At 58.5% G+C, this 25,478-nt stretch carries 23 protein-coding genes and 3 pseudogenes; 16 read left to right on the plus strand and 10 right to left on the minus strand.

Translation table 11 applies throughout. The features are described from left to right. Positions 1-420 precede the first annotated feature (420 nt). The 4 genes from SY89_RS15820 to SY89_RS16485 all read left to right on the plus strand — a co-directional run bounded on the left by SY89_RS15820 (position 421) and on the right by SY89_RS16485 (position 4,633). Positions 421-1,785 (plus strand): ATP-binding protein, encoded by a 1,365-nt coding sequence (locus tag SY89_RS15820; protein WP_189319123.1) that lies wholly within the window; start codon positions 421-423, stop codon positions 1,783-1,785. A 146-nt stretch (positions 1,786-1,931) separates the two neighbouring features. Then, the gene (locus SY89_RS15825; RefSeq protein WP_144427154.1) at positions 1,932-2,819 is read left to right on the plus strand and encodes a sensor histidine kinase; all 888 of its coding nucleotides are present in this window, start codon (positions 1,932-1,934) and stop codon (positions 2,817-2,819) included. 82 nt (positions 2,820-2,901) lie between these two features. Continuing rightward, entirely contained in the window at positions 2,902-3,822 is a 921-nt protein-coding gene (locus SY89_RS16480) for a hypothetical protein (protein WP_144427155.1), read from the plus strand. Continuing rightward, positions 3,791-4,633, plus strand: a complete 843-nt coding sequence (locus SY89_RS16485; RefSeq protein WP_144427156.1) for a hypothetical protein — start codon at positions 3,791-3,793, stop codon at positions 4,631-4,633. Before SY89_RS16480 ends, SY89_RS16485 begins: the two co-directional genes overlap by 32 nt. Before the next feature lie 219 nt (positions 4,634-4,852). Here the strand turns inward: SY89_RS16485 and SY89_RS06780 are convergent, their stop codons facing one another. Then, complete coding sequence (locus SY89_RS06780) at positions 4,853-5,545, minus strand: hypothetical protein (RefSeq protein WP_054583641.1); 693 nt, start codon at positions 5,543-5,545, stop codon at positions 4,853-4,855. Between the two features lie 157 nt (positions 5,546-5,702). Between SY89_RS06780 and SY89_RS15830 the strand changes: the two genes are divergently transcribed. Further along, positions 5,703-6,284 carry a hypothetical protein gene (locus SY89_RS15830; RefSeq protein ID WP_080506619.1) on the plus strand — a complete coding sequence of 194 codons (582 nt, stop codon included), beginning with the start codon at positions 5,703-5,705 and terminating at the stop codon, positions 6,282-6,284. Between the two features lie 24 nt (positions 6,285-6,308). Here the strand turns inward: SY89_RS15830 and SY89_RS06785 are convergent, their stop codons facing one another. Both SY89_RS06785 and SY89_RS16490 read right to left on the minus strand, forming a co-directional pair. Beyond that, positions 6,309-6,974 carry a recombinase family protein gene (locus tag SY89_RS06785; RefSeq protein ID WP_054583642.1) on the minus strand — a complete coding sequence of 222 codons (666 nt, stop codon included), beginning with the start codon at positions 6,972-6,974 and terminating at the stop codon, positions 6,309-6,311. 242 nt (positions 6,975-7,216) lie between these two features. Continuing rightward, the gene (locus SY89_RS16490) at positions 7,217-7,549 is read right to left on the minus strand and encodes a hypothetical protein (protein WP_144427157.1); all 333 of its coding nucleotides are present in this window, start codon (positions 7,547-7,549) and stop codon (positions 7,217-7,219) included. 445 nt (positions 7,550-7,994) lie between these two features. Here SY89_RS16490 and SY89_RS17155 point away from each other — a divergent pair, with 445 nt between their 5' ends. The 5 genes and pseudogenes from SY89_RS17155 to SY89_RS06805 all read left to right on the plus strand — a co-directional run bounded on the left by SY89_RS17155 (position 7,995) and on the right by SY89_RS06805 (position 10,483). Beyond that, positions 7,995-8,189, plus strand: a complete 195-nt coding sequence (locus tag SY89_RS17155) for a hypothetical protein (protein WP_054583643.1) — start codon at positions 7,995-7,997, stop codon at positions 8,187-8,189. Further along, complete coding sequence (locus SY89_RS06795) at positions 8,186-8,842, plus strand: hypothetical protein (RefSeq protein WP_054583644.1); 657 nt, start codon at positions 8,186-8,188, stop codon at positions 8,840-8,842. Before SY89_RS17155 ends, SY89_RS06795 begins: the two co-directional genes overlap by 4 nt. Positions 8,843-8,925: 83 nt before the next feature. Next, positions 8,926-9,390, plus strand: a pseudogene (locus SY89_RS18185) (Eco57I restriction-modification methylase domain-containing protein); the annotation flags it as partial. 245 nt (positions 9,391-9,635) lie between these two features. Beyond that, positions 9,636-10,250: a TaqI-like C-terminal specificity domain-containing protein gene (locus tag SY89_RS18190; protein ID WP_239685670.1), complete on the plus strand. Its 615-nt coding sequence runs from the start codon at positions 9,636-9,638 to the stop codon at positions 10,248-10,250. 2 nt (positions 10,251-10,252) lie between these two features. Then, the gene (locus tag SY89_RS06805; protein ID WP_054583645.1) at positions 10,253-10,483 is read left to right on the plus strand and encodes a hypothetical protein; all 231 of its coding nucleotides are present in this window, start codon (positions 10,253-10,255) and stop codon (positions 10,481-10,483) included. Here the strand turns inward: SY89_RS06805 and SY89_RS06810 are convergent. Both SY89_RS06810 and SY89_RS18195 read right to left on the minus strand, forming a co-directional pair. Next, on the minus strand, positions 10,480-10,836 hold the full coding sequence (locus SY89_RS06810; protein ID WP_144427158.1) for a DUF7344 domain-containing protein: 357 nt from the start codon (positions 10,834-10,836) through the stop codon (positions 10,480-10,482). The genes SY89_RS06805 and SY89_RS06810 overlap by 4 nt on opposite strands. Before the next feature lie 31 nt (positions 10,837-10,867). Then, a complete protein-coding gene (locus SY89_RS18195; RefSeq protein WP_239685530.1) occupies positions 10,868-11,380 on the minus strand; it encodes a hypothetical protein in 513 nt (170 codons plus the stop codon). Positions 11,381-12,717: 1,337 nt separating this feature from the next. Between SY89_RS18195 and SY89_RS06820 the strand changes: the two genes are divergently transcribed. Next, positions 12,718-15,069: a DNA primase family protein gene (locus SY89_RS06820; RefSeq protein WP_054583648.1), complete on the plus strand. Its 2,352-nt coding sequence runs from the start codon at positions 12,718-12,720 to the stop codon at positions 15,067-15,069. Positions 15,070-15,959: 890 nt separating this feature from the next. Here the strand turns inward: SY89_RS06820 and SY89_RS06825 are convergent. After that, positions 15,960-17,459: a tyrosine-type recombinase/integrase gene (locus SY89_RS06825; RefSeq protein WP_189319124.1), complete on the minus strand. Its 1,500-nt coding sequence runs from the start codon at positions 17,457-17,459 to the stop codon at positions 15,960-15,962. A 169-nt stretch (positions 17,460-17,628) separates the two neighbouring features. Between SY89_RS06825 and SY89_RS06830 the strand changes: the two are divergent. The 3 genes and pseudogenes from SY89_RS06830 to SY89_RS06840 all read left to right on the plus strand — a co-directional run bounded on the left by SY89_RS06830 (position 17,629) and on the right by SY89_RS06840 (position 20,643). Continuing rightward, positions 17,629-18,668: pseudogene (locus SY89_RS06830) on the plus strand (VOC family protein). 189 nt (positions 18,669-18,857) lie between these two features. Further along, on the plus strand, positions 18,858-19,073 hold the full coding sequence (locus SY89_RS16495; RefSeq protein WP_054583650.1) for a DUF3311 domain-containing protein: 216 nt from the start codon (positions 18,858-18,860) through the stop codon (positions 19,071-19,073). Continuing rightward, positions 19,070-20,643: pseudogene (locus tag SY89_RS06840) on the plus strand (sodium:solute symporter family protein). The gene SY89_RS16495 and the pseudogene SY89_RS06840 overlap by 4 nt, the downstream one beginning before the upstream one ends. A 35-nt stretch (positions 20,644-20,678) precedes the next feature. Here the strand turns inward: SY89_RS06840 and SY89_RS06845 are convergent. Together SY89_RS06845 and SY89_RS06850 are read right to left on the minus strand one after the other, a co-directional pair. After that, entirely contained in the window at positions 20,679-21,059 is a 381-nt protein-coding gene (locus SY89_RS06845; protein WP_054583651.1) for a DoxX family protein, read from the minus strand. Positions 21,060-21,141: 82 nt separating this feature from the next. Further along, positions 21,142-21,900: an alanyl-tRNA editing protein gene (locus tag SY89_RS06850; protein WP_054583652.1), complete on the minus strand. Its 759-nt coding sequence runs from the start codon at positions 21,898-21,900 to the stop codon at positions 21,142-21,144. Positions 21,901-22,100: 200 nt separating this feature from the next. Between SY89_RS06850 and SY89_RS06855 the strand changes: the two genes are divergently transcribed. Continuing rightward, positions 22,101-22,796 carry an HD domain-containing protein gene (locus SY89_RS06855; protein WP_054583653.1) on the plus strand — a complete coding sequence of 232 codons (696 nt, stop codon included), beginning with the start codon at positions 22,101-22,103 and terminating at the stop codon, positions 22,794-22,796. A 28-nt stretch (positions 22,797-22,824) separates the two neighbouring features. Here the strand turns inward: SY89_RS06855 and SY89_RS06860 are convergent, their stop codons facing one another. Next, positions 22,825-23,817: an NAD-dependent epimerase/dehydratase family protein gene (locus SY89_RS06860; protein ID WP_054584682.1), complete on the minus strand. Its 993-nt coding sequence runs from the start codon at positions 23,815-23,817 to the stop codon at positions 22,825-22,827. A 148-nt stretch (positions 23,818-23,965) separates the two neighbouring features. Between SY89_RS06860 and SY89_RS06865 the strand changes: the two genes are divergently transcribed. Beyond that, positions 23,966-24,268: a hypothetical protein gene (locus SY89_RS06865; protein ID WP_054583654.1), complete on the plus strand. Its 303-nt coding sequence runs from the start codon at positions 23,966-23,968 to the stop codon at positions 24,266-24,268. Between the two features lie 14 nt (positions 24,269-24,282). Here the strand turns inward: SY89_RS06865 and SY89_RS06870 are convergent, their stop codons facing one another. Further along, positions 24,283-25,476 carry a pyridoxal-phosphate dependent enzyme gene (locus tag SY89_RS06870; RefSeq protein ID WP_054583655.1) on the minus strand — a complete coding sequence of 398 codons (1,194 nt, stop codon included), beginning with the start codon at positions 25,474-25,476 and terminating at the stop codon, positions 24,283-24,285. Positions 25,477-25,478: the final 2 nt, after the last annotated feature.

Here is a 25,478-nt window from a genome sequence, read left to right on the forward strand (position 1 = left end):
CGAGATCACTACTGCTACGACCACGCTGACAGTGACGGTGAGAATCGATGATTGGGACAGTCTCCAACGTCCAATCCCGTGACTGTGACGCACTATTGATTGACGAAGGCACCGTGTATCGATGCCTCAACTGCGACGACGTATTTCCACAAGAATTCGAGGAGAGAACCGATGAGCGATTAGTGGACTGACGAACGCGAAAACCAGGAAGAACTGGCACAGAAACGCTATGATAGGCAATTTTTGATGTCTCAGAGACGTACGAATTGGAGCGTGGTATACTATCTCTGGCTTCGAGATTTCGGTATCTCTGGCGGATGAGTCCACCCCGGAGTTTTAATCCCCCACTTGCAATGTAGTGTTATGTCTCAGAGTCCAGAGGATCTGAGTTTCTCTATCGATAGTCGTCTCCTCGAGGAGTTGGGTGAGAACCTCGTTACTAAGAATCATGTTGCAGTTGCGGAGCTGATCAAGAACGCCTATGACGCAGACGCAACGCGGGTTGAACTCCAATTCATCAATGCGCGGCAGGATAACGAAGGGCGGAGCGAAATTCGGATCAAAGATAACGGCGTCGGGATGACCTATGATGAGATCGACGAAAATTGGATGCGAATTGGAACTACTGATAAAGTCCGTAACCCCCAAACCGAAAAATATGGAAGAGAAAAAACCGGTAACAAGGGGATCGGTCGGTTTTCCTGTCGGAGGTTAGGATATCGCCTGGAGCTAACTTCTATCGCGGAAGATCCGGACTCCGACCAATACATCAAATCTTACGTTGAATTCCCTTGGAGTGAGTTCGCTCGGAATACTGATGTAGATGAGATCCCGGTTGAATCGGAGGTCGAATATCTTGAGAATGCTGATACGGGTGTCACTCTCCGAATCTTGGATCTTCGGGATGAATGGAACCAACGAGATTTCAACACGCTCAGGCGCAATGTGCTGACTCTTTCAGTTGTCCAACAACAGCGTAGGGAAGGGTATAAAGAAGACCCTGGTTTTGACATCGTCTTCGACGCACCGGAGTTTGATCAAGGAGAAGGGAGTCTACTGGATCAGGTCTATGATGCAGGCTGGTGTGAAATGCAAGGTATGTTTAATGAAAACGGAGATATCGAACTCTCTATCGAGGGAAAGAAAATCGGCAAGCGTTCACATACAATAAAGAAGGGGTACGATGGACTTGATGACACGGATTTTAAAATTGCGTTCATTCCTAAAGACAAGAAACACTTCCGGGATACTAGTACACTAAGCCTTGAACGTGCCAGTGAAATAACGGGAGAATATGGTGGAATTCGGGTTTATCGGGACGGGTTTCGTGTCTACCCTTATGGTGGCCCTGATGATGACTGGCTCGGGATTGACCGATACTATTCTCGACGGATAGGGTCACCTGACGAAGAGTTCGATGATTTATCCGGCAAGATGGATTTGCATAACGATTTCAATCGAACAATGCTGGTTCATCCTCGGAACGAGAACTTGATTGGCCGTATTGGTGTTGGGACAGATGCGAATCTGGAAATGAAGACAGACCGCGAAGGTTTCAAGCAGAATGACACTTTCGAGGATATGAAGGAGGGTCTTCGTCTGGCATTACAGTGGCTCACGTTACAATATAGCAACTACCTCTCGATCCGTCAAAAAGAGGAATTCCAAGACCAAGCCGAGGATTTCTTGGAGCAGGTTGAAAAAAGTAAAGGCGGGTCGGAGAGTTCTGATGGGGACAATACCGAACAGGGGGGAGATCTACGACTTCTGATGAAGATGGGATAGATGAAAACACATCCTCGCTTTCGAGTTGGACGAGCGACGATGAGAAAGGAAGCGGTTCCAGTTCTGGGTCGAATGTAAGTACGACTGTTTCCGGGTCAGCTTCAACCTCGACGAATTCCACAGACACAAAAGCGGTAGATGAGGCCGTGTCGGTTATCCAGAAAGCTAGTGAAACAGTTGCTGAACGAACCGAAGAAGATGAAGAGGAGATGTCTAATATTGTAGAGACTGCCTCAGAAATTGTTCAGAAGTCTGTCGAAAAGAACAGACAAGAAATCGACTTCTATCGATCAGCCTTCTCAGTCAACCAATTTGTCTTCTCATTCATGCATGAGTTACGAGATGTCATTGTGGAGTTAGAAACAAATAAGACCGATCTTGACTCCGTTGCAGATTCGATGTCTTCGCCGGAGGCCGACCACGTCAAAGAGGTTGCAGATGATCTTGACGAACTTAAGCAGCGCTTCGAGCAGCAAATGAACCTCTTCGGCATACTAACTGACTCGGAAGGAGATGTCGAATCTGACACACAACGCCTTCAGGAGGAGGTAGAGAAACTAGTCAATTCAGTTGAATATATTTCAGAAGATTACGACATATCAATAGATACTGATATTCCAATCAACCTCTATACGCCGCCAATGCATCGGACTGAACTGTATTCCGTATTGATTAATTTGCTCACAAACAGCATCAAAGCCGTGATTGCAGATGGAGGCGAGGATAACCGTATTCTTATTGAGGGAACAAAAGAAGGCGACAAGGTGATTTTACGGGTTCACGATAGTGGGATTGGTATTCCACCCGAACACCATGAAGAAATCGTAGAGCCGCTTATTAGTGACCCCCAAGGTAATCTATATGACCGTTTGGAAGATGAGATGCCTTCTCAGTTATCGAGTCAATTGGGCTCCGGATCAGGGCTTGGACTTAGTATCGTTTCAGAGATTGCAAACAAGTACGGTGGCGGCCTAAAATTCATCAATTCCGAGGACTGGGCGACTACAGCAGAGGTGACGCTGCATGACGAGTGAGTATACTGTCCTGTGGATCGACGATGACAAAGAGCGACGAGAAGAAAATCGAGGTGGAGTCGGCAATGACGACCGGGTTAACGTGACTACGCTTGGGCCAATGGAGGCTGCTTCTGAACTCCTCGGTGGGCCTAATGGAGAAGGTCAGATTCCTTCAAACCCAGATTTGGCACTCGTTGATTGGTATCTTCACACTGACGAATATTCAGGAGATGGGCCTTCAATCGAAGGAATTCTCCGGGATACGTTCAAGACACTACCTATTTACGCATTTAGTGGCCAGTATGGAAATCCAGAATTTAAGCGCGAGCAGAAGCGAGGCGAACATAGATTTGCTCTCATCACTAGTCCTGATCGGCTTGATGATGATGACCTAATTCAAGATATACAGGACTACCAACAGATTCGCAGTAAAGAGGGTGAAGGTATCGATGGCATACTTGAATTATTAGGTGCTCCTACGGAACTCAAGGAAAAGATTCAATCTACGCTCCCGCAGGAATTTGCTGAAGGCCTTCCGGCGGAAGACGAGGGTGATTCAGATAGTAGCCTTCGGTTCGCTCGTTGGGTGAGACATGAGTTACTAGAGACACCCGGTCTGCTCTGGGACGATGTGTGGACTGCAACTAAGGTCGGAATCAAGAAGCACCAATTCGCCGAATACAGTTCAAAACTCTCTGGTGCAAAATACACTGGCATTTTCTCGCATAGAAACCATCTATGGTGGAGGGTGAAAGTTCGAGACGAAATATACCGATTAGCCGACGACCAGAATCATTCTGTAGATCGGCTTTGGAAGTCCGGGCCAGATCTTCTTGATGTCTCTGAATCAGATCGCTCTACCTGCGAAATCGATTCGTGTGACAAACCACATCCACCACAAACGGTGGCAGCAGGGTCACCGAGTCAAAAGCCTGAGTTCCAAGTTCACTACAATTGCAGCAATATTGAACAATCCCGAGCTGCTTCTTATGAAGACCTTCGTGTATTGGTGGAGCTATGACAGATTGGTCGGAAGAACAAATACCGGAACCCCCGAGCTCTATCAGTACCTAAAGAATGCATTCCGTAAGCTGGATGAGAACTCCGACAAGATACCAGGTGCTGGGCATCAGGTGGAAGAGTCCGTGGATAGCGTTCGACGTCAGTTAGAGAGAGGCGATGAGGATAATTGGGCTCTCGAAACAGACCCGTACTTGGTCTTTGATCTACGTTCGGGCCGTGATTTCAATCATGAAAGCGGACAAGCTCGTTTAGGAGGGATTATAGAGGTCTGTGATGGGGAATATGAGATGTTTTCTTCGTCTTTGATCCTGGCTATTCAACACCCAACAGATGACGATGGAGGGAGTCTCCCAGAGGGGTTAGATCACTGTTGTATCGAAACCGGAACAGAAGAAAAAGATGAACAATACGACGCAGGATACAATTTCTACCATATTCTTGAGCGATTCCACTGGGATATCGATACTGGAGATGATGCAGATGATCGTAAACCTGTTTGCCATTTCCAGTCGGGGGGAAAGGTATCAGGTTCTGCTTTCAACGATTCTTATGAAAAACACCACTATTGTTCGAACGGACTAGACAAGCCACGCATTCCGCACCCGCCAATGGAGCCTATCCTGGTTTTCAATATGCTGATTAATCAGTACGAGTCTCTTGAGTCATTCAATCAAGCTCAGTGGGATGGTATTGTGAAGGAAGGTGAAACGGCTCTCTGGGAGCCCTACTACAATTCCACTCATGGGATGGTCAGTACTGACAGCAGTGTTATGGATCTAATGCAGCCAAGTCCACAGGAGACTGGCTGATGCATATACTCTGATATAATTGAAAGCGTATTGTCGGTTGTATTTCCGTTCCGAGAAATTCATCATAGCAAGTTACACACAATCTGTACAGAGGGAGGCGGTGTCGTCTACCCCTGTTTCTGTAACGGAGAATCGATTCTTGCCAACCCAAAGGTTGGTTCAAGGCGCTTGAATGTAATATCGACGTGGCTGTTCATCGCTTATTCTGAATATTGTGGATTACCCGTCAGCTAGGGTGCGAAGGACGTGATCCATCATCTGTGACCCTCCAGCTTTATCTGCAAAAGCCAGTGCCTCCCGCGCAGTAGTGACCCCGACATACTCATCCGGGAACATGAACAAGACCCAGATAGCCGTCGCTGTTGGGTACAGGAAGATATTCTCACCACTCTCGGGGTCTGTCGCCTCTTCGAACGGTACTGGCTCTAGTACCCGCTGATATAGTTCCCCGAGAGTTCGAGGGTCACTGTTCAGTAACTCTTCGAGTTCGTTACGACTGTCTCGATCTACGCGGAGTCCTGCATCAGTATCGTGAACAACATCGTGCTCCTCGAGGTAGGCCTGCATTTCGTCCACGTCCGCACTACCGACAAAGTCCAAGTTCAGCTGCTCTTCCGGGACGGCAGGAGCCAGGGCTCGGAAGTACCCGTATAGCTCAGCGGCGAACTCTTCTGGCGGCATGCCGCGTTTCCCACTTTCTCGGTCGTCTTCGTCTTCTCGCACGACATGGTATAGAATCGAGTTCTCTTCGAAGGCGAGGGTGAAGTGGCGGTTGTTCCAGTCGTTTGTGACGGCGAAACCGTCTGTAGTTGGGTTGAGGCCGAAGGTGTCGCCGTCAAAACGGATTGTTACGTTGTCTTCTGTAGTATCGACGTAGATGTCAGAGCCTGGGTCGAAGTTGAACGCGGTCACTGGACATGGTTACCACTCGTGTGTTGTTTGAGAGGACACTTATGTTTATCCGTGGACACCTTACAGCGTTCCGTTTCAAGCCGTAGAACCAATCTGCACTCATCGTTCCTCCGGTGGCAGAGAAGGGTTAATGGTTCATCAAAAACGGGCAGGTAATATGGCAGATACGATTGATTCGGAAGAAGACCTTCCTGAGGATATTCAGGACAAGATCAGTAGTACGTTCGATCTCAACCGTATCAAGAGGTTATTGACCAACACCTACTACCAAGGGCCGATTCCTGAGGGCGAAGGTGGTACCGGCGGACACGGCCTGCGAAAGCGGGGCCACGCGTTGATGGGGAAACCTCGTACGCACCGGCAGAGCATATTGGACAAAGCGACAGAAACCGACCTCATCACGGAACTTTCGGATGGATTTGCATCGACATCACGTGGAGCAGAGTTGCTCCAGCAGATGATTTACTGCGACGATTGTGGTGAAAAGGAGGTTCCCGCCCGTCTATGTGGTGGTAGTAAACGGAACGCCTACATCTCGCAAACAACCGTTTGTCCTTCTTGCCATGAAATAGAGGAATTGGACGACGGCGATAACATAGTATACGGGAATATATACCATTTCGAGCGTGACGACGAAAGTTTGCAACGGGCTGTGGAGGCCATTCAGTCGAACGAGAACGTTGAGTTGTGGCTAAATGGTTTAAGTCTTAGTGAAGCTGAAGAATTAGTTGATGGGTAGTGGGAGCCATCTTCAAGGGCTCTTTCAGGCCAGGTTGTATAGTTCAGGACGGTCGTTGATTGACGCTCGAATGGTGGTGCGGGTGGTATCGAGGCGCTCGGCAGGCTTCCGCTTCGAGAGGTCTCCGGTGGCTACGTCGTGCAACACAGCTACGACTTCGTCGTAGTGAGGTGCTTCAACCAGGTGGCCGTTGTCCTTCTCGAACCCGAGGGGTGCGGGGCCGTGCCGATAGTCTTCTTCCTTCTGACGCACCGCCAGACCTTCTTTCGCTCGTTGCTGTGCCATGTCCGCTTCGAGTTCGGCGAACACTCCTAGGAGACGGAGCATGGCTTTCTGGAAGGGATCGTCGTCGCCGGGCTTAATCTGGAAGCCTTCGTCGATGATGTGAAGTTCGGTGTTGTTCTCCTCGACGATGCGCTCGACGGTGCGGTCGAGGTCTCGAATCGACCGGGCTAGCCGGGAGACGGACTTTGCAACGACGACATCGAGTTCGTCGTTGTCGACGTCGTCCATCATCTCGAGGTAGCCGCTGCGGTCAGTGTCCGTGCCGGTGCTTTTGTCTTCGTACCTTACCAACTCGCCGAGGTCTGCGCCGAGGGTGTCCTGGGCGTAGGTGGCGGTCGCGGAGCGTTGGCGGTCGAGTGTCTGTTCGTCTGTTGAGACGCGATGATACTGTGCAATGGAGGGCATTTCTCTACCACATCTAGTTTGTTTTAAAGTAAAAGACTTACTACCAGAACTGGTAGAGAACGTTCGTTCGGTACCGGGTCAACCATGACGTTCGCGGAACCGCTCCTTCGAGTGTTCATCGCAGAGCCACTCGTCGGTCTCGGGTTCGTGCCGGATAGCTGGGTTTCCGCAGACTGCACAATCGTGGTCGCTCATACTCGTTGATTGAGTTCGCGGTGTCAAAAGAGTGGCCGGGGCGACACTCAGAGAAGGAGCACCAGCAGGCGTTCAAACCGGTTGAGTTCCGATCGTCGTTGATCTAGCTCCGTACTGAGCTCGTGCAGTTCCTCGATGTCTTCCTTGAATAGTTCACGGAGGAACCCTTGTTCCCCCTGCGGCCACTCGCTAGGGGCAAGCGGGTGGACATGTGGATGGTGCGTTGGATTTCTCGCGCTCGCCGGCGTTTCTCTGCTGTTTCGCGCAGGTACTGTAGCGACTTCACTGGCCATCACCAATCCATAGAACGTGTTCGCCGTCTTCGCGCTCGCCGAGAGCTGGCGCTTGCAGCCGCCAGCCCCCGGCACGTGCTCGACCACTGCATCCGGGATGTCGTCGGGAGTGGGTTCTTACTGCTGAGTGTCGGTTTCCAGCGTGGCCAGCTGCCGGTCACCACACAGAGAGAACGTGATGGTGCGACCGGACAGAGACACGGTCAGGTGCTCCGCCAACCACTCGACGTCCAATTCAACCGGTTCCGGGGAGGCCTCAATGGTTGTTTCAGTGACATACGTCACTGGCCATCACCGGCGTATTCGCTGAGTCCCTGCTGTGGGGAATCAATATGCTCTGTCCCTCGTTGGAACACGACTGCTTGGCTCTTGGCCACGAACTCAGACGTGCTATCGGGCTGACTGACTCGCCAAGATGTGTCGCTGTGGACGAAATCGAGGAATAAAGAAACGAAGTCAACAACAACTAACCGCACTATCCTGTCGGCGAAGACGACACAATTAGTAGGGTGGTGTAACCAGTTGCAACGAAATGGACGACTGGCCACGCCCATCCGAAGAAGAACTCCCCGATATGTACGAGGACATCGACGAGATGGCCCGTACCGCAGAACAGGAACTGCGAAACCACTTCCCCATCGAAGAAACCCCAGAGGAACGCATTCAGTTCGGCGACGCCACCCCGAGGACTTCCTGGAGGCGATCGACGCCGACCACGAAGCCATGATTGCGCTGTTTCAGAAAATCGCCGGACTGCCTGATCGCGAGTTCGAACGACAGTACGGCGTGCGCGGCATCGGTTCTCGATTCCGTGACCGCAAAACCTCGCTGAAGGACGTCGAAGACGCCCAAACGTTCGCCAAGGCCCTAGCCGAACTAATGCCGGAGTCCCTATCGATGGAAGCAGCGTTGTTCGCGTTCTACAAGTCGTGGGAAGGCGACCAGCGGCGGTTCTACCGGATGCGATATGAGGATGAGTTCTTAGAATTCCTGAACGAGGAAGGCTATGAGGCGTGGAAAGGCAATAGTTTGCCCGGGGAGCCCGACATCGTCATTCCGGAGTCCGACCCGTACGATGTAATTGGTGAGATTCGAGTTATTCAGCAGAAGGACAAGCAGAAGCGCTTCAAAGAATTCCGAACCGAAGCGCACGAAGCCCACACGAACTTCGACGATATCAACTTCGTTGTGGTGGCGAACCTCGGTCGGCAGTACCTCGAAGACCACGGCAGAGAAACCGTGCGTAGTGAGATCAACAAAGATGGAATGTCGGAGATTGATGCGGTGTTCTTCCACGACGAGCGTGACGAGTTCATCGAGCAGTTGGAGGAGTGGAGTGTGTCGAAGAACCCGCAACAGTCGTTCGCGGAACTCGAGTGATAAATACCTTTAAGTAGTGTCGTCGGGGTATTCCAGGACGAATGAAAGGGCACGTCCCCACCCCGGACGACCTCGCCGACCACATGGTCACGAAGCTCTTCGACGGCCACGAACCCACCGAAGACGATACAATCCTCTACCCCGGCTGCGGTACCGGGCCGTTCATCGCCGCCGTCCACCGCTACTGCGACACGAACGATTTGCCTGTACCGGACGGTGTCGGCGTCGAGCTTGACCCGGAGCATCTTACCAAAGCCCGCGAGAACCACGCCGACAAGAACGTCGAACTGCTGGAACGCGACTTCCTCGACGACAGTATCCAGTCAGATTTCGACACGTTCGACTACGTCATCGCCAACCCTCCCTACGTTCCGATTGAAGGACTCAGTGAGGAGGAGAAGCAGGACTACAAAGCCCGGTTTGACACCGCAGAAGGGCGCTTCGACCTGTTCGTCCTGTTCTACGAACAGGCCCTCGAAATGCTGGCCGATAGCGGACGGTTGTCGTTCATCACGCCGGAGAAATTCGAGTACACGGGAACGACCGCCCCGCTCCGGCGCATTCTCGCGACGTACGATATCGAGGAGATCGATCACGTCGACGAAGACTCGTTCGGTCAGCTGATCACGTTCCCCGTCATCACGACCGTCAACAACGCCGAACCGACAGACACCCGCATCATCACGCGAGAAGGTGACGAACGCATTGTTTCTCTTTCGTCAGATGGGTCGAGCTGGGCAGCAACTGTCCGAGGCGGCGCTCCCGACATTGACTCCGGTGTCACCCTCGGGACGTGTGCGAACGCATCAGTTGCGGTGTTGCGACCGGGGCAGACAGCGTGTTCGTCGTCGATGAAGACGAGGTTGCGCCGCAACTGGAGGACTGGACGTACCCGACGACCAGCGGCAAACAACTGCGTATCAACGACGGCCCCGACAGCGGCCAAGTGTTCATCAGCGCCTACAACGAGGACGGGAACCTCCCTCCCGAGGACGAACTCGGAGCGTTCGGCGACTGGGCCGAACTCAATCGCGACCGTCTCGAAGACCGGTCGTGCGTCAAGAAGCACGGCAAGCGCTGGTATGCATGGCACGAAAACCCGCCGATGGAAGACATCCTCCAGCCAAAACTCGTCTGTAAGGACATTACCGAGTCACCGCACTTCTGGCGGGACGACACCGGCGAGGTCGTGCCGAGACACAGCGTCTACTACCTGATTCCAGAGGAATCAGTCGAGATGAAGGAACTTCAGGAGTATCTGAACGGCCCAGATGCCACAGCATGGTTGGAGGCGAACTGCCAGCGCGCAGCGAACGGTTTCCTGCGGATGCAATCGACGGTGTTGAAGCAACTACCGGTGCCGCAGGAGTTCGGGGAGTCGCACCAGGCGAAGCTCACTGAACTCTGACGATGCAGCGATTCGCCGAAGGCGACCGCGTACGCATCGACATCCCAGACAAGACCGACCCAGATCACGACCGCTGGCACGACACGCTCGGTACCGTTGTTGCTGTGCGGGAGGACGATGCTGGGGTCGAGACCGGTGACGAGCGCGACGGCGTTGAGTACCGAGTTGAGGGCGACGGCGGGGAGTCGATGTGGTTCAGGTGGCGTGACGTCCGGCCAGCCGGTGGGCGCTAGTTGAGGGCTTCTTCGACCGCGTTCTGCGCGTCCGCTACTGCGTACAGTTCCTGGCGAACCTGGACGACTTTGGCCTGTTCGTCGTAATCGACGACCGACTGAGACAACCGGGGGATGTGCTGCTGAATGCAGGACACGTAGCAGGCAGTCCGGTCATCGCCCAACTCCGACAGATGGTCGGCGATATCACTCACCGGAACCTCCTGATCTTCGCTTTCCGTGAGGAACTGGATGATGTGACGACGGCGCTCGTTTTGGAGGAGGGAATACGCTTCTGACGGTGGGATATTGGCGCTCGCCGGCTGTTCTTGCGGTTGCGATACCTTCTCTCGAAGACGGTCAAGCAGGCTCATCACTGTCCCTGATGCGAGCCTGCGCGACCGGCTAGTATAAGACTGTAGACCAGCTCTCCTCCGTTTCCAACGGCGTTTCCGCCCCCAACGCCCGCCACCCTTCCTCGGTCAGATAGTAGTGCTCGTCCATTAGCGGGTGTTCGATCATCCCAAGTTCGGTTAGATTGCTTCTCGCGGCTTTGAACGCCTCGAAGTCGAACTCGCCGCGACGATCCGCGAGCACGCTTTTGAGTTTGTGGTGGTCGATAGGGTGATAGTATGCGACCGCTCTGAGCATCTCTTCCTCGAGCGACCCACCGGCCATATTCTGTGTTGTGCCGGTCAAGGCTATGAATACGATTGGTCTAAACGCCTCTCTCGTGACTAAAACAGGCCTAAACAAGGAGTCAGCGGGACAATCCGGGCACGTCCACGGATCGATAACCCCGTCGGGGTCACACCATGCGTCAATTAATTCGAGGCCGGCGTGCTCGCCGCAGTTGGTGCATCGAACAGGGTCACGGTCAGGGTCGGGATCTATGTCGACTGCTGTTTGGTTATGCAACTTATTCTCAGATGTTATTCTATGCTAATAGAGGGGTTTCGGGGGTTAATTCTGTGGGAGGGAAGCTGGGGGCGACCTGAATCAATGATAACGTACACGACCTGGAGCAGTCGTAATCGGTCGCCCCGACCGAATCGTGTCACCGGGTAGTATTAGTTTTAGGGACTGGGGTAGAATGGCGCAGTGACGAAACAACCTGTGCCTATAATCGGGTTTCTTTAAACAGTCGTGAAACGAGGTGCGGGGTTCGACAGTGACGAAGTCAGGTGTGAGTCGAGAACATCGAAACGGAAAGGAGGGGATATGGAGCAACTAACTGCGTTGAAGCTAGCATGAACCCCTGAGAAAAGGGGGATATCAACCACCAACCGTTCGAGGAGGGCAATTCGTTGTTGACGCGATCCTGTCAAGGGCCAATCAGAGGAGATGTGACAGTAGGGCACGGATAGCAATAAACTCCAAGCAGTTGAAGTTTCGAATAAATGCTAGCCGGCAAGCGATGCCGTCCACGCCGCCTTTTCTCCCCTACCACCACCGCTGCCTCCGGCCACCGACAGCACCGCAGCGAGACATCAGAGACCCGACAGCCACAGCGACAGCGACCGCAGCAAGAGTCTCGGGGATCGAGCAGAGAGTTGAGCTTGGTGTAACCGGGGTTGCCGGGGTGTAACCAGGTGGGGGTGACGAAAGAATCGGCAGCCGGCGTTGGGGTGTAACCCCCGTAACCGGGGAGGGTGAAACTTTGGATGGGAGGGGTGGTAGAAGTGAGTTTGACGGAGTGTAGAATGGTATGGGAGAAAGTTTGGTCGCACCCCGGTGACGGGGATTACACCGAGGGTGTTTTCGCAAGATAGCGGAAGGGCCGATGTATAACCGGGTGATGGGTTACGGGCGGCTACAGGGGTGGCGGTTAGTGATTGTGAGGTCAGTAGAAGACGGGTGGGCGGGTCGCAACCCCCGCCCGAAATGAATTCGGGTCTTCGGAGCTATCAGGCGAAGACGTGGGTTCGACCCGCCGTCTTCGATTCTTTCTAGCATCTGGCTAAAGTTAAAACTTGCTACTACCATGGATTAATACCGGTGATAGGGTGTCGATGAGCGGGGATGAATGGGTGGGCAGGACGCAACCCTGCCCGAGTGTGGCATGGTTTGATGTCATTCGGGTCTTCGGAGCTATCGAAGTGACTTTTCTTGGGGTGCCACGCCCCGAACTGCTAGATTGTGCGCGTCCTACTTATATTTTTCACAACCTCCATTAGATATTTATAAATTCGAGCAATACCCACAATCAACCCCGACGGGGCTCGCACCCCGTTCGGGTCAACGGAGCTATCGAAATGACTGCAAGCCCTCCCGCCGGAGACGAGAGTCCCGGCAACGACTCGGAAGCACAGCAATCAACCAACCAAAACGGTCACAACGACGACATCGAATTTGGTGGCGACACCGACACCGTCGGGGTCGTCGGCGCCCCCATCGACGACGGAAGCGACGATGTCGACGAGAACGTCAGCGGTGGAATGTTCGGTTCCGACGACGGTCGGACACTTGGCGAAGCAATCGAAGAAGGCCAAGAGAATCTTCCAGAGCCCGACACCGAAGATGTTGACTGGGAGCGCGCGTTCGACGAGATTTTCGAGGCCGAACCATCAACGCCAAGCGACGACAGCGGTATCAGCGACTTCGTCGAAGACGACGACGACCACGACTTCCTGTGGAGCGTCGGCACCACAGTCGAACGTTGGCAAGACGGAGAATACGACGAAACCGAAGCGCTGCACCGCATCGCGGAAGCTGTCGTTGACCACTACAACTGCGTTCGCCCGCACCCCGAAGCCTCTGGCGTCAGAGACGCCCTGTACGTATACAAGGGCAACGAGGAAGGCATCTACACGCCGCGCGGCAAGGCCATTGTCGAGTCGGCGCTCGAAGATGTGCTCGGGAAGTACCTGCGGAACGCGAAGCTGTCCGAGATTCTCGGGCACGTTGACCGCATGGCGATGAAACTCGACGACGCCTGGTTCAGCCCACCGCGGTACGAAGCAGTGATTGACAACGGAATCCTCGACTTCCGCACCGGCGACGTTCGCGACTGCACGCCGGACGAATTCTTCACGAAAGCGTCGCGCATCGAGCACGAGTATGACCCTGAGGCGTCCTGTCCTGAAATCCGTGAGTTCCTCGAATCCATCGTTGATGGTGGCGACGTGGACACGCTGATTCACATTGCCGCGCACTCGCTGCTGAACGCCTATCCGACGCGGAAGGCGTTCATGCTCGTCGGCGACGGTAGTAACGGGAAGTCCGTATTCCTGCGCCTGCTCGAAGCATTCCTCGAGGGTGAACTTGTCGAGGAAGACGAGCAGAAGGACAAGGTATCGAACGTTGAGCTGGCGGACATCGCAGCTGACGAGCACGCTGCTGCGGAGCTATACGGGAAGCGGCTGAACATCGGGTCGGACATCTCGTCGCAGGCGCTGACCGATTTGAACATCTTCAAGAAGGCAACAGGTGGTGACCCGATCCGGGCACGTCGCCTCTATGAGAACTCATTCACGTTCAAGAACAAGGCGTCGATGGTGTTCGCGGTGAACGAGGTGCCGCAGTTCGACGAGGACACGCACGCGGTGTGGAGTCGCTGGGCGATGATTAACTTCCCCAACGAATTCCACCCCAGCGACGACGATTACGTCCCTGAAGAGGAACTGCTGGACGATATCGCCTCTGAGGAAGAGCTGAAAGGACTGTTCGCGCTGTGCGTCGAGCACCTGAAGGATGCCCTGAATGGTGGCGAGTGGTGGCCGAACGTTGACGGTGCGTCGAAGCAGCGGGAGAAGATGAAGAAGGCTGCTGAGCCGTTCTACGCGGCTGCAATGGCGTGCTTCGTGCCAGATGAAGATGGTCAAGTGAAGACCGATGACGCCCGTGAGTGCCTCCGAGCGTATGCTCGGCAGGAAGGGCTTCCCATGGGTACCGAATTCGAGGAGTCCTCGGACTTCGGGACTGCCTTGAAGAACATTCGTGAGTTCGACGTTGAGCGGAAACAGCGTCGGTTCAACGGTAGCACAGAGTACGCCTATACGGGAATTTCCCTGTCTCCACGTGGCCTCCAGGTGCTCGAAGGGGAGCGTTCCGGTGAGAAGATTCTCTCGAGTATTGAGGGTCAGCAGAAGGACGATACTGACGGAGAGTCTGAGTCGGAAGAGGAAGATACAGGCGATGAGAGCCGTGTTGTGATGGAAGTCACTGCGAAGAGTGTCATCGCACACCTGAACAGAGAAAACGACTCAGAAGCCAATTACAGGGCGATTGTTGAGCACTGTCGTGACGGCCCAGATCTGACCGGCGTGCTTGAGGCCCTCGACACGCTTGAGGAGAGCGGTGAGGTGGAACGAGACGAGAGCGGCGTCTACCACGTTGTCGAAACCGACGACGGCGGCGGGGATGATAGCGCTCGCCGGACAGTGGTGGACGGTATCCGGTATGCGATGTCGCACGACATGGATACCGTGGCTGTGAAAGCTGTCGCAGGTAATCTGCACAATAGCCCGCTCGGTCGCAGTGAGATTGACGCTATCCTCCGGAAACTCGACGAGGAAGGCAAAGTGGTGTTGTCAGATGATGGTGACAGGGTGACGCTCGTCGAGTCAGCTAATGAGATTCTGGCTGAGGGTGAGTCCGATGAGTGAAGCTCCCGGTGAAGACGCCGGTTGGTATTACGAGCTGGAACGTGCCGAGGGTGTTGACCCGGTCTTCGTCGATGAGAGTACTGAGAGTCGGTACATGGTGTGTAAGAATCAGAGTAATCCGGATATCTGCGAGAAGTGTGGTGTCGAGTCGGCTGATGTCAAATTGGGTGGCCCAGAAGGGCATGTCGTGTGTCCTCCTTGCCGAGAGGAGTTGCAGGAGTGGTACGATGAGAACGCGCCCGACCCGTGCATCGCCTGTGGGTATTGGTCTACCGACGATAGTGAACTGTGTGCGCCGTGCATCGAGAAGTACGAATCGGTTGAGGGATATCGTCGGTACCAACGGAATAAGAATAAGTATGCGAATGTAATGCCGCCTGGTCGTCGGAAGTAGTTCTGGGCACCCCTAGTTCTTTTCAGTTTTCTCAGGTAGCGTTCTGTGGGTCGCGTTTGCTATCCCTCCCTTTCCGGTGGACACCGTCGTTTCCAGTCTGTATTTTCTGTATGATCGGGGTATCTTTGGTTCCCTTTGACCGGTCATACATGGCAATCCGAGCGAGTATTTTCGAGAACGGACGTCGTTCTCCGCAGATTCGGGGGAGAATAGTGATATATCGAAATCGGCAACAAATGTTGCGACGCGACTACCAACGTGATAAGACAGAAAAACCGCTGTTCTGCGAATATATCGCGCGCTCGCCGGGCGATATTTAAAGGTGGCGCGGCGTCACTACCGTTGTCGCGACCAACTTGAAGATTCAGTTCGGTCGAATCTCCAGATGTACGCCCGGTTTCTCCCCTATCACGTTGGTAGTTGGGGTTAGTCGGGTGGTTTCTGCGGTGCGGGTGTTGGAGGGGTATAAGATTTTGATTCGTAAGAGTAGTGGTGCTTAGTTGATGCCGAGCGGGTCTACCGTCACTACTACGTTCCCTTCTGAATCGATCAGAGAGCGTAGCCCGTCGTCGGTTCGCTCGACGGAGAGGTTGTCGCCACCATGCTCTTTCAACACCCCGAACGGAACATAGACAGTTGTTTCACCATCTTCGTCGGCATGCGGGAGTGATATCGGAACGGTCTCATCGTCGGTAGGACTGGCCGAACCCATCAGGGAGTGACCGACGACGTTCTCGATTTTGTCTTGATGTTTCGATTTCAACGATTCGGGGAGGTCTGCTGGGTCTCGAACGATTTGAGATGGTGAGTCAAGTAATATTTCGACGAGCGGGTCTTCTTGGCCGAACGTTTGGAGGTACTCCGTGAACCACTGCGGACGCATATCTTGCTCCAACTGCTGGCCACACTGTGGGCAAAATCGCATCGCAGTATCGACAGATATGTTACAGTTAGGACAATTTTCGATGGGGGCGACCTTCATACCCGTCCGTTCTTCAGCCTCAATACCAAGCGTGTCCAAAATCTGGCTATTCACGTCGTCGCCGGTCAGGTGTTCGTAGCGTTTCAGTTGCCCAGATTCGCGCGCCCAGCCAGCCCTATATTCGATTTCGCGGTCGGACATACCACGCAGGGCCCATATTGTGACGGCTGCGTGCTTCATGTTGTGCGGATGCAGCTTCGAGGGGTCGATGTCCGTGTTTCGCGCTAACCGCTTCATACGGCGCCTGAACAGTGCAGGGCCGATTGACCCGTCGTCGTCCGGATCATCTGGGTCGTAATGCCTGCCGATTTTGTGAAATAGAGGCGCTTCAGGGTCGTCTGGACGTGGGTGCTCGTTTCTCAAGTAGCTGCGAATGTGCCCGGAACTGATCGTGGCGACGTGTGTTCGTCCGCCACTCCCTTTCTGCCCTAAAGCGTCACCGTTGACGGTGATTTCCCCGACTCGCGCACCGTCTTCGAACTCAAAGTCCTTGACACGCAGCGAGCAGAGGGCCGCGACTCTGAGACCGAGGTCAATTAACGTAGAGAACATTGCCCGGTCACGTGCGCGGTTGCTGGCTTCGTCAATCAGGACTCGCACTTCTTCAGGCGAGAGAATGTCCTCTTCCTCGATTTTGCCCCCAGAGTCGTCTTCTGCGAGGGAGATATCGTCCTTGTCTGCGGGCACGTCGTCTTCAACGGCATCGAGGAACGACCGAATGCTTTTCTGATAGTTCCGTTTTGTCCCTGAAGTCCACCCACGTCTATTCGACAGATCTGTGACGACGCTTGTCCAGTCGAATTTCGTCGCTTCAGCGAGTGGCACGTCGAGTTCCTCTTGGAGCGTGAGGAGGTGACCGAGGTGTGCTAATGTAGTGCTGTCGGCGTTGCTGTCGCGGAAGTTCGAGAGCCAGTATTGGAGCAGTTGACGGTCTTCCCGGGGGAGGTCTTGAACATCTTCGATGCGGGATTCGAGCCTACTTTTATCGTTGTTTGGGTCATTGACCGATGGCACGCGTGGTCGGGTTTTCTGGTAGAGAGGATTAATACCTTCTCGTATCGAATCCGCCCGGGACTATCTTCCCGCGAACGTCGGTGAGTGAGAGATCTCGCTGTGGCGTCGACGCCCCCAAGTAACCCTCACGTCAGCGCGTACTGAAGTTTCTCCAGGGCGTACAGCCGGTATGGCCGATCCGACGCCCACACCGGGCATCCACCACGTCACCTGCGTCGCCGGCGACCCCCAGCAGAACCTCGATTTCTGGGTCGAGACGCTGGGGCTCCGCCTCGTCAAGCGCTCCATCAACCAGGACGACCCGAGCACCTACCACTTCTTTTTCGCCGACGCGGAGGGGACGCCGGGGACGAGCATGACGTTCTTCCCCTGGGAGCATCTCCCCCAGGGAACGGTCGGCTCCGGGCAGGTCTCCCGGGTCGCGTTCCGTGTTCCTGAGGGGAGTCTCGACTACTGGGAGGCGCGCTTCGACGAGTACGGCGTCGACTACGACGACCGCGTCGAGCGCTTCGGCGGCGAGGCGCGAAGCGCCTCGGCAGAAGCGAGCGGCGATCAGCCGCGAGCAGAGACCGTCCTCCCGTTCCGCGACCCCGACGGCCTCCCCTCGAACTGGTCGCGACCGCGATCGGCGACGACGATCCCACGGTGCCGTGGACGGCGTTCGTCCCGGAGTCGGCCGCAATCAGGGGGTTTCACTCGGTGACGCTCTGGCTCGCCGATCCCGACCCGACACAGGAACTCCTGGAGACGATGGGGCTCGACCGCGTGGGCACCGAGCAGACCGAGGACGACACCCCGGGCGACGAACGGACGCGCTTCGCCGCCGACGGACCGGTCGGGGCGTATGTCGACGTCGTGCCGACGGTTCAGGGCGGCCGGAACGGACACGGGACCGTCCATCACGTCGCGTTCCAGACGCCGACCGATGCCGACCAGGACGCCATGCGCAAAGCCGTTCGCTCGCGCGGGCTCAACCCCACCTCGCAGGTCGACCGTCACTGGTTCCGGTCGGTTTACTTCCGTGAACACGCCGGCGTGCTGTTCGAACTCGCCACCAACGGCCCCGGCTACGACAGCGACGAACCGCTCGCGGAACTGGGCGACAGACTGGTCCTCCCCGGCCGGTTCGGGGAGCGCCGCGAGGAGATCGAGGCGAACCTCGCGGAGGTAACGATCCCCGGAAGCGGCCGCGCCGACGCCGACGACTGAGACGCTGTTCGCGTTCTCTCCCGCCGTTCGAGATACCGACAGCGACGGCGCCGCCCACCGCCCGCCGTGGCGTTTTCTGGAGGTTGTCGCCCACCGACAGCCCTTGTTGAAAGAGAATTTTCTTCAAGATGTTCCTGTGTTCGCTGTTCCGGTACTATTATCACTGGTAGATGAGAAATCCACTCCACAATGCCGACTCGTACTGCATCGGTGGCGTGGGGCGCCGCGTTCCTCCTGCTCGCGGCCCTCTCGATTCCGTGGTTCCTCTGGAACGACTCGACAGTCGTCGCCGGCTTCCCGGTGTGGTTGTGGTGGCACATCGGCTGGATGGTGCTGGCGTCGATCACTTTCGCCGTGTTCACCCAACGTGGGTGGGGCGTCTGGATGGGGGGGTGGTCGGCGTGACCGCGTCGCTCGCACCCGCGGGGCCGCTTCAGTCGGCGGTGACGATCCAGCTCGGTATCGTCGTCGCCTACCTCCTGCTCGCGCTGGGGGTGGGACTGGTCGCCTACCGGCTCACGGACCGCACCGCGGAGGACTACTACCTCGCCTCGCGGACGCTGGGGACGGTCGTCCTGCTGTTTACGACGTTCGCCACGCTCCTGTCGGCGTTCACGTTCTTCGCGGGGCCGAACATCGCCTACGGCCTGGGACCGGAGTGGATCTTGGTGATGGGGCTGATGGACGGGATCATCTTCGGTGTGCTCTGGTACGTCGTCGGCTACAAGCAGTGGCTCGTCGGGAAGGCCCACGGCTACGTGACGCTTGGTGAGATGCTGGGCGATCGGTTCGGCTCGCCGGTGCTGCGAGCCACGGTCGCGCTCGTCTCGCTGTTCTGGCTGTTCCCGTACGTGATGCTCCAGCAGGTCGGTGCCGGCGGCGCGCTCTCGGCGCTGACGAACGGCGCCGTCCCCTACTGGGCCGGCGCGGGGCTGATCACCGTGTTCATGATCGTCTACGTCGTGCTCTCGGGGATGCGCGGCGTCGCCTGGACCGACACGCTGCAGGGGCTGTTCATGCTGACGATGGTCTGGGCGGCGTTCGTCTGGGTGCTCTCGGCGGTCGGCGGCATCGGCGCCGCGACGGACGCGATGGCGTCGGCGAACCCCGAGTTCCTCGCGTTGGGCGACGGCTCGTCCTCGCCGTCGCTGTTCGGCGGCGGCGCCTACTCGCTGCCGTGGATGCTCTCAAAGGCGATCGGCATCGCCTTCGGCGTCGCGATGTTCCCCCAGGTGAATCAGCGCTTCTTCGTCGCGAACTCCGAGAAAGTCCTGAAGCGCACGATGGCGCTGTGGCCCGTCGTCGTGCTCCTGCTGTTCGTTCCGGCGTTCATGCTCGGCGCGTGGGCGGCCGGCCTCGGCGTGGCGATGCCCGAGAGCGGCAACATCCTCCCCGGCCTGCTCGCTGAGTACACGCCGACGTGGTTCGCGGCCCTGGTCGTCGCGGGCGCGATGGCGGCGATGATGTCCTCCTCGGACTCGATGCTGCTCTCGGGATCGTCGTACTTCACGCGGGACCTGTACCGCCCGTTCGTCAACGCCGACGCCAGCGAGCGCCGCGAGGACCTGATCGCCCGCGTCGGCGTCGCCGTGTTCGCAACGCTTGCGTTCGTCGCCAGCCTGTTCAACCCGCCGTCGCTGTTCGTGATCGGCGACACTGCCTTCGGCGGGTTCGCCCAGCTGGCACCCCCGTGATCGTGGCCCTCTACTGGTCCCGGACGACGCTGTCGGGGATGTTCGCGGCGATCCTCGGGAGTCAGCTGTTCTACATGGTCACGACGTTCACGCCGGCGGCCGGCGAGACGATGACCGTTCTGGGTGTCGTCGTCCCGGGCGTCGTCGAGAACTTCGCCGGTTGGTCGTCGTCGGTGGTCGGGATGGTCGTCGGCCTGGTGTTGGTCGTCGGCGTCTCGGCGGTCACCTCCGCGTCGGTCGCCGAGCAGCCGTCGGTGCTGGAGGGCCCGACGGACGACTGACGCCGGCAGCGAACGTTCGCGGGCGATCCGTTTTCTCAGTCCCGTCGCCACGCCTCCCGCAGGAACACCAGCACGCCGCCGAGCATCGCGAGGTTCCCGAAGAAGGCGAGGCGGTCGCCGCTGCCGTCGCCCTCGGCGTTCCAGAAGTCGTGCATCGTCGGCGTCACCACTGCGAGAAAGCCGGCGGCGGCGGCGGTCGCGAGCCGCGGTAACCGCCAGAGCGTGATCCCCAGCCCCGCGGCGACCATCGACCCCGACGCCAGCGGCGCGAGCGTCTCCGGCATCGGGACGCCGGCCGATTCGGCGTACTCGACGGTGTCCTCCATATCCCGGAAGTCCTCGGTCGCCTGAAGCGCGAGGCCAAGCCCGAGCGCGATACGGCCGAGCGTCGAGAGCGAACGGTCGTCGTCGGTCATGGGCGGTCGTTCTCGGGGACGACCAAAAGCGTGACTGCGCCGTCGACGACACGCGGCTGCTGTGCCCGACGCGTTCGGGTTCTCAGTCGAGTTCGAAGGTGATCCGCTCCTCCTCGCTGCCCTTCGTCTCGCGGCCGGTGACCGTCACCGCGCCGATCTCCTCGGTGTTCGAAACGTGGGTGCCGGCACAGGCCGTGCGGTCGAACGGCTCGTCGTCGTCGCTCGCGGGGTCGGGGCCGACCTCGACGATCCGGATCTCCGTGATCGAGTCCGGCAGCAGCGAGAGCCGGGTCCGCTCGGGGTCCAGCCGTTCTTCGGCGGTCGACCGGTCCAGCACGTACCAGTCGACGGCTCGGGCCTGCTCGACCAGCTCGTTCATCCGCCGTTCGATGTGGGCGAGTTCGTCGTCGTGGAAGCGCTCGTAGGCGCAGTCGAGCGTCGCCTTGTGCGCCCGGACCTGGTTCCCGGTCGTCTCGGCGTCGTACTCCTCGAGCAGCAGCGCCGACAGCAGGTGCTGGGCCGTGTGGTAGCGCATGTGGCTGTACCGGCGCTCCCAGTCGAGGACGCCAGTGACCGTGGATCCAGCGTCTGGGAGCTCGCCCGCTTCCACGCCCTCGCCGGGTTCGAGGTAGTGGTGGATCCCGTCGTGTTTCTGCACGTCGACGACGGCCCACTCGCGACCGTCGGTGCCGGTGATCGTACCGCGGTCGGCAGGCTGGCCGCCCCCTTCAGGGTAGAAGTGGGTGCGGTCGAGCACGACGCGGTCGTCGCTGACGGTGCGTTCGACGGTCGCCTCGAACTCTCGGACGGTGGCGTCCTCGAGATAGGGCTGCTCGGTCATACCGCTGGGCAGCATCCCGACGCACCTAACGGTTCGGTCCCCAGCAAGGTCGCGGGCCGACCCGCCCTGCCCGAACTGGATATCGGCCGACGAAGCGCCGAAATCGCGTGTTTGCCCGTCCCGCAACGACTAAGAGCGAAACGACCCTCCTTTCCGGTAATGAACTACGTACGCTGTCCGACCACATCCGGAGGGGGATCATGGGCGTCGAAATAAGGGACGCACCGGTCACCGCCGAGGAGTTCGCCGCGATGGAGGAGTTCGTCCACGACTACCTGGCCGCGAGCGTCGAGACCGAGGACGACGGCGGCCGGATGCGCTGGTACCCGTGGCACTCGGCCGACTACCGGTTCAACCACATTCGGAACGTCGTGGAGATCGCGACCCATATCGCGGAGAAGGAAGGAGCGAACGTCCACGTGGTTCGCGTCGCGGCCGTGTTCCACGACGTGGCCAAACTCGAGGCGGAACAGGACCGCCACGCCGACGCCGGCGCCCGGGTCGCCCGGGAGTACCTCCAGAGTCGGGGCGATTTCCCCGACTCGTTCATCGACGAGGTCTGTGGCGTCGTCGCCGACCACTCCTACCAGGGGCCGCTCTCGGACGTGTCGCTCGAGACCCAGAGCCTGATCGAGGGCGACGTACTGGACAAGGTCGGCGCCAACGGAACCGTCCTGATGCTGCTGCGAATGGGCTACGAGGCCCGCACCCACATGGACGCCGCGGAGATGGTCGACCGCGTGCTCGAACGCGGGAAGGAACACTGCGAGCGCGTCGAGAGCGACACCGCCGAGTCGATCGGCCACCAGCGGCTCAAGCGCGTGAAGTGGTTCCGCGAGTGGCTGGAGGAGGAAGTCGCCGGTATCAGCGAGGAGAGTCGGGCGACGGAGTTCTGAGCGGCCGAGGCGGGCCCGGGTGCCGGTTTCAGACCGTATCGAGCACCGACAGCACCGTCTCCTCGTTCTCGCGGCCGGGGTCGTACTCGCTCCCGTCGCGGTCCGACTCGCGGTGCTCCTCGACGGTCCGTGCCATCGCCTCCTCGAGCGGCGTCGACGACCAGCCGAGGGCGGCCAGCTTGTCCGTGTCCAGGAGATGTGGGTAGTCGCGGTAGAGGATGAACGACTCCGGGTCCAGACCGGCGGCGGCGAGTTCGCGCTTGCCCGCGTGGACGACCTCGATCTCGGTGTCCATCGCGTCGGCCATCAGCTCCAGCATCTCGTCGAGGGTGACCGCGGTTCGGTCGCCGACGTTGTAGAACTCCCCCGGCTCACCCTCCTCGGCGACGACCCGGAGCGCGCTCGCCACGTCCTCGACGTACGCGCGGTGCCAGACGTTCTGCCCGTCGCCGGGGACGACCACGCGGTCGTAGCTGTCGACGCGGTCGAGCCAGTAGTCCATCCGCTCGGTGTAGTCGTACGGCCCGTAGACGATGCACGGCCGGACCGACATCGCGTTCACGCCGTTTTCGGCCGCTTCCACGACCTTCCGGTCGCCCTCTGCCTTGCGGTTGCCGTACGTCTCGCCGGACTCGTCGACGGCCTGTTCCTCGGTACACGGCCGCATCGGCGTCTCGTCCTCGCGTTTCGGGATCTCCTCGACCCCGTAGGCGTCGCCGGAGGAGATGTACACGTACCCGTCCACGTCCGCGAACACGTCGGTCGCGATCGCCACGTCCGCGGGGTAGTACGCCACGCAGTCGATGACGATATCGGGTTCGACCGACAGTTTGGCGGCCTTCAGGTCGGTCTCGTCCCGGCGGTCGCCCTCGACGTGGTCGACGTTCTCGCGGTCGGCGAACGGGTTGTCGTGGTTGCCGCGGTTGAAGATGGTGACGTGGTAGTCGTGATCGAGCAGTTCCTCCACGGTGTGGCGGCCCACGAACCGGGTGCCGCCGACGACGAGCGCGCTGTCGGACATGGCCGACCGTTCGTGGCCGAAGGGGAAAGCGTCCCGGAAGCCGGCCATCCGTTCGTGGGTCCGTTCGGGAGGGCCGACACTGACTGCTGTCGTGGTGAATATACGGGGACCGCTGTTTTCTTGGTACGTGCCACCAAACGACAGTGTGATGGCCACCTACACGCTCGTCGTCCGCGAGACGAGTAGTCACGACGGCGTCGACGCCGACATCCTCGACGAGGACGGGTTTATCGAGACGACTACCCAGTTCAGATACGGTGACTACGGCGTGGCCACCGACCGGGAGGACGGGCGGCCGGACCGGATCGAGGAGGAGTTCACCGCCGACGCGAGCCGGATCGACATCCAACTCGAACGGAACGACGAGGCGTTCGCGTTCCGCGCCATCGTCGACGACGAGGAGGCTGCTCGGGTCGAGGTCGCCGACGACGACTGGGGACTCGAGGCCTGATCAGTCGGGGCCGGTCAGACGCCCTGCCCCATCAGGTGGCTCCGGAGCACGTCCGGCGCCTTCGTCGCCGCTTCGGTGTTCACGACGACCGCCTCGTCGGCCGCGCCGAGGGGCCCGTCCTCGGCGAGCGCCCACAGGCCGGCCGCGGCGACGCCGCCGGCCAGCCCCACCTCCACCGTCTCCGTCGACGCCACGGCGACTGCACTCTCCAGCGCGTCGGCGTCCTCGACGGTCAGCACTTCGCCGCCGGTCTCCGCGACGGCCGCAAGCGCGGGCGCGCCGCCCGGCGGGTCCGCGACTTCGAGTTCGCCGACGATCGTGTCCGGGGTCTCCCAGGGCTCGGTCTCGGTTTTGCCGGCCTGCCACGCGGCCGCGATGGGCGCACAGCCTTCCGCCTGGACGGCGTACACTGGGGGAAGCTCGTCGACCAGCCCCAGTTCGACACACTCCCGGAGCCCGTCGACGACGCCGACGACGAGTTCGCCCGTGCCCGCGGGGACGACGACGGCGTCCGGCACGTCCCAGCAACGGTCGGCGAGCAGTTCGTAGGCGACGGTTTTCAGCCCGTCGTGGCGGAACGGGGTCGCGAACGCCCCCAGATCGACGTAGTCGGACTGCAGTTGCTCGGCGAGCGCGTCGACGGCGTCGCCCAGCCGGCCCGGTACGACCTTCATCTCGCCGCCGTGGACGTTCACCATCGCCTTGTTCGAGAACGGCGAGCGCGTGGGGACGAACGCGTACGAGCGCAGGTCCACCTGGCCGGTGTAAGCCGCCATCGACTGGCCGGCGTTACCCGGCGACGCGCAGGCCACGAGGTCGGCGTCGGCGGCGTCGGCCGCGGTCACGGCCGCGGAGAGCCCACGATCCAGCACCGAGCCGGTCGGGTTGCGCGCTTCGTCTTTGATGGCGACGCCGGCGAGGCCGAGCTCGTCGGCGACTCGCGGCGCGTCGACGCTCGGCGTGCCGCCCTCCGCGGCCGAGAGCGCCGCGTCGGCGTCGAACGGAAGCACCGCGTCGCGATCCCAGGCGCGCAGTCCCGCGCTGACCGCGTCGGGGTCGACGGCGTCGAGGTCGTACTCGGGCGTCCGGGGGGCGCCACAGTCCGGGCAGGGCCCCGCGCCGGCGATGGTCTCGAGGTCGGCGTCCTCGACGGCGAGGGTGGCGCCGCAGTCGGTGCAGGCGAGTCCGACGAACGCGTCGCTGAACATAG

Origin of the sequence: Halolamina pelagica (assembly GCF_001307315.1) — an archaeon.
Classification (GTDB): domain Archaea; phylum Halobacteriota; class Halobacteria; order Halobacteriales; family Haloferacaceae; genus Halolamina; species Halolamina pelagica_B.

Bases quoted from the DNA above. Each gene is read 5' to 3' on its own strand.
- SY89_RS06855 (WP_054583653.1), top strand. From the start codon at position 22,101: ATGGGCGTCGAAATAAGGGACGCACCGGTCACCGCCGAGGAGTTCGCC.
- SY89_RS06795 (WP_054583644.1), top strand. From the start codon at position 8,186: ATGATTGCGCTGTTTCAGAAAATCGCCGGACTGCCTGATCGCGAGTTC.
- SY89_RS16495 (WP_054583650.1), top strand. From the start codon at position 18,858: ATGCCGACTCGTACTGCATCGGTGGCGTGGGGCGCCGCGTTCCTCCTG.
- SY89_RS06810 (WP_144427158.1), bottom strand. From the start codon at position 10,836: ATGAGCCTGCTTGACCGTCTTCGAGAGAAGGTATCGCAACCGCAAGAA.
- SY89_RS06805 (WP_054583645.1), top strand. From the start codon at position 10,253: ATGCAGCGATTCGCCGAAGGCGACCGCGTACGCATCGACATCCCAGAC.
- SY89_RS17155 (WP_054583643.1), top strand. From the start codon at position 7,995: ATGGACGACTGGCCACGCCCATCCGAAGAAGAACTCCCCGATATGTAC.
- SY89_RS06820 (WP_054583648.1), top strand. From the start codon at position 12,718: ATGACTGCAAGCCCTCCCGCCGGAGACGAGAGTCCCGGCAACGACTCG.
- SY89_RS15830 (WP_080506619.1), top strand. From the start codon at position 5,703: ATGGCAGATACGATTGATTCGGAAGAAGACCTTCCTGAGGATATTCAG.
- SY89_RS06850 (WP_054583652.1), bottom strand. From the start codon at position 21,900: ATGACCGAGCAGCCCTATCTCGAGGACGCCACCGTCCGAGAGTTCGAG.
- SY89_RS16485 (WP_144427156.1), top strand. From the start codon at position 3,791: ATGAAGACCTTCGTGTATTGGTGGAGCTATGACAGATTGGTCGGAAGA.
- SY89_RS06860 (WP_054584682.1), bottom strand. From the start codon at position 23,817: ATGTCCGACAGCGCGCTCGTCGTCGGCGGCACCCGGTTCGTGGGCCGC.
- SY89_RS06870 (WP_054583655.1), bottom strand. From the start codon at position 25,476: ATGTTCAGCGACGCGTTCGTCGGACTCGCCTGCACCGACTGCGGCGCC.
- SY89_RS06845 (WP_054583651.1), bottom strand. From the start codon at position 21,059: ATGACCGACGACGACCGTTCGCTCTCGACGCTCGGCCGTATCGCGCTC.
- SY89_RS06865 (WP_054583654.1), top strand. From the start codon at position 23,966: ATGGCCACCTACACGCTCGTCGTCCGCGAGACGAGTAGTCACGACGGC.
- SY89_RS06785 (WP_054583642.1), bottom strand. From the start codon at position 6,974: ATGCCCTCCATTGCACAGTATCATCGCGTCTCAACAGACGAACAGACA.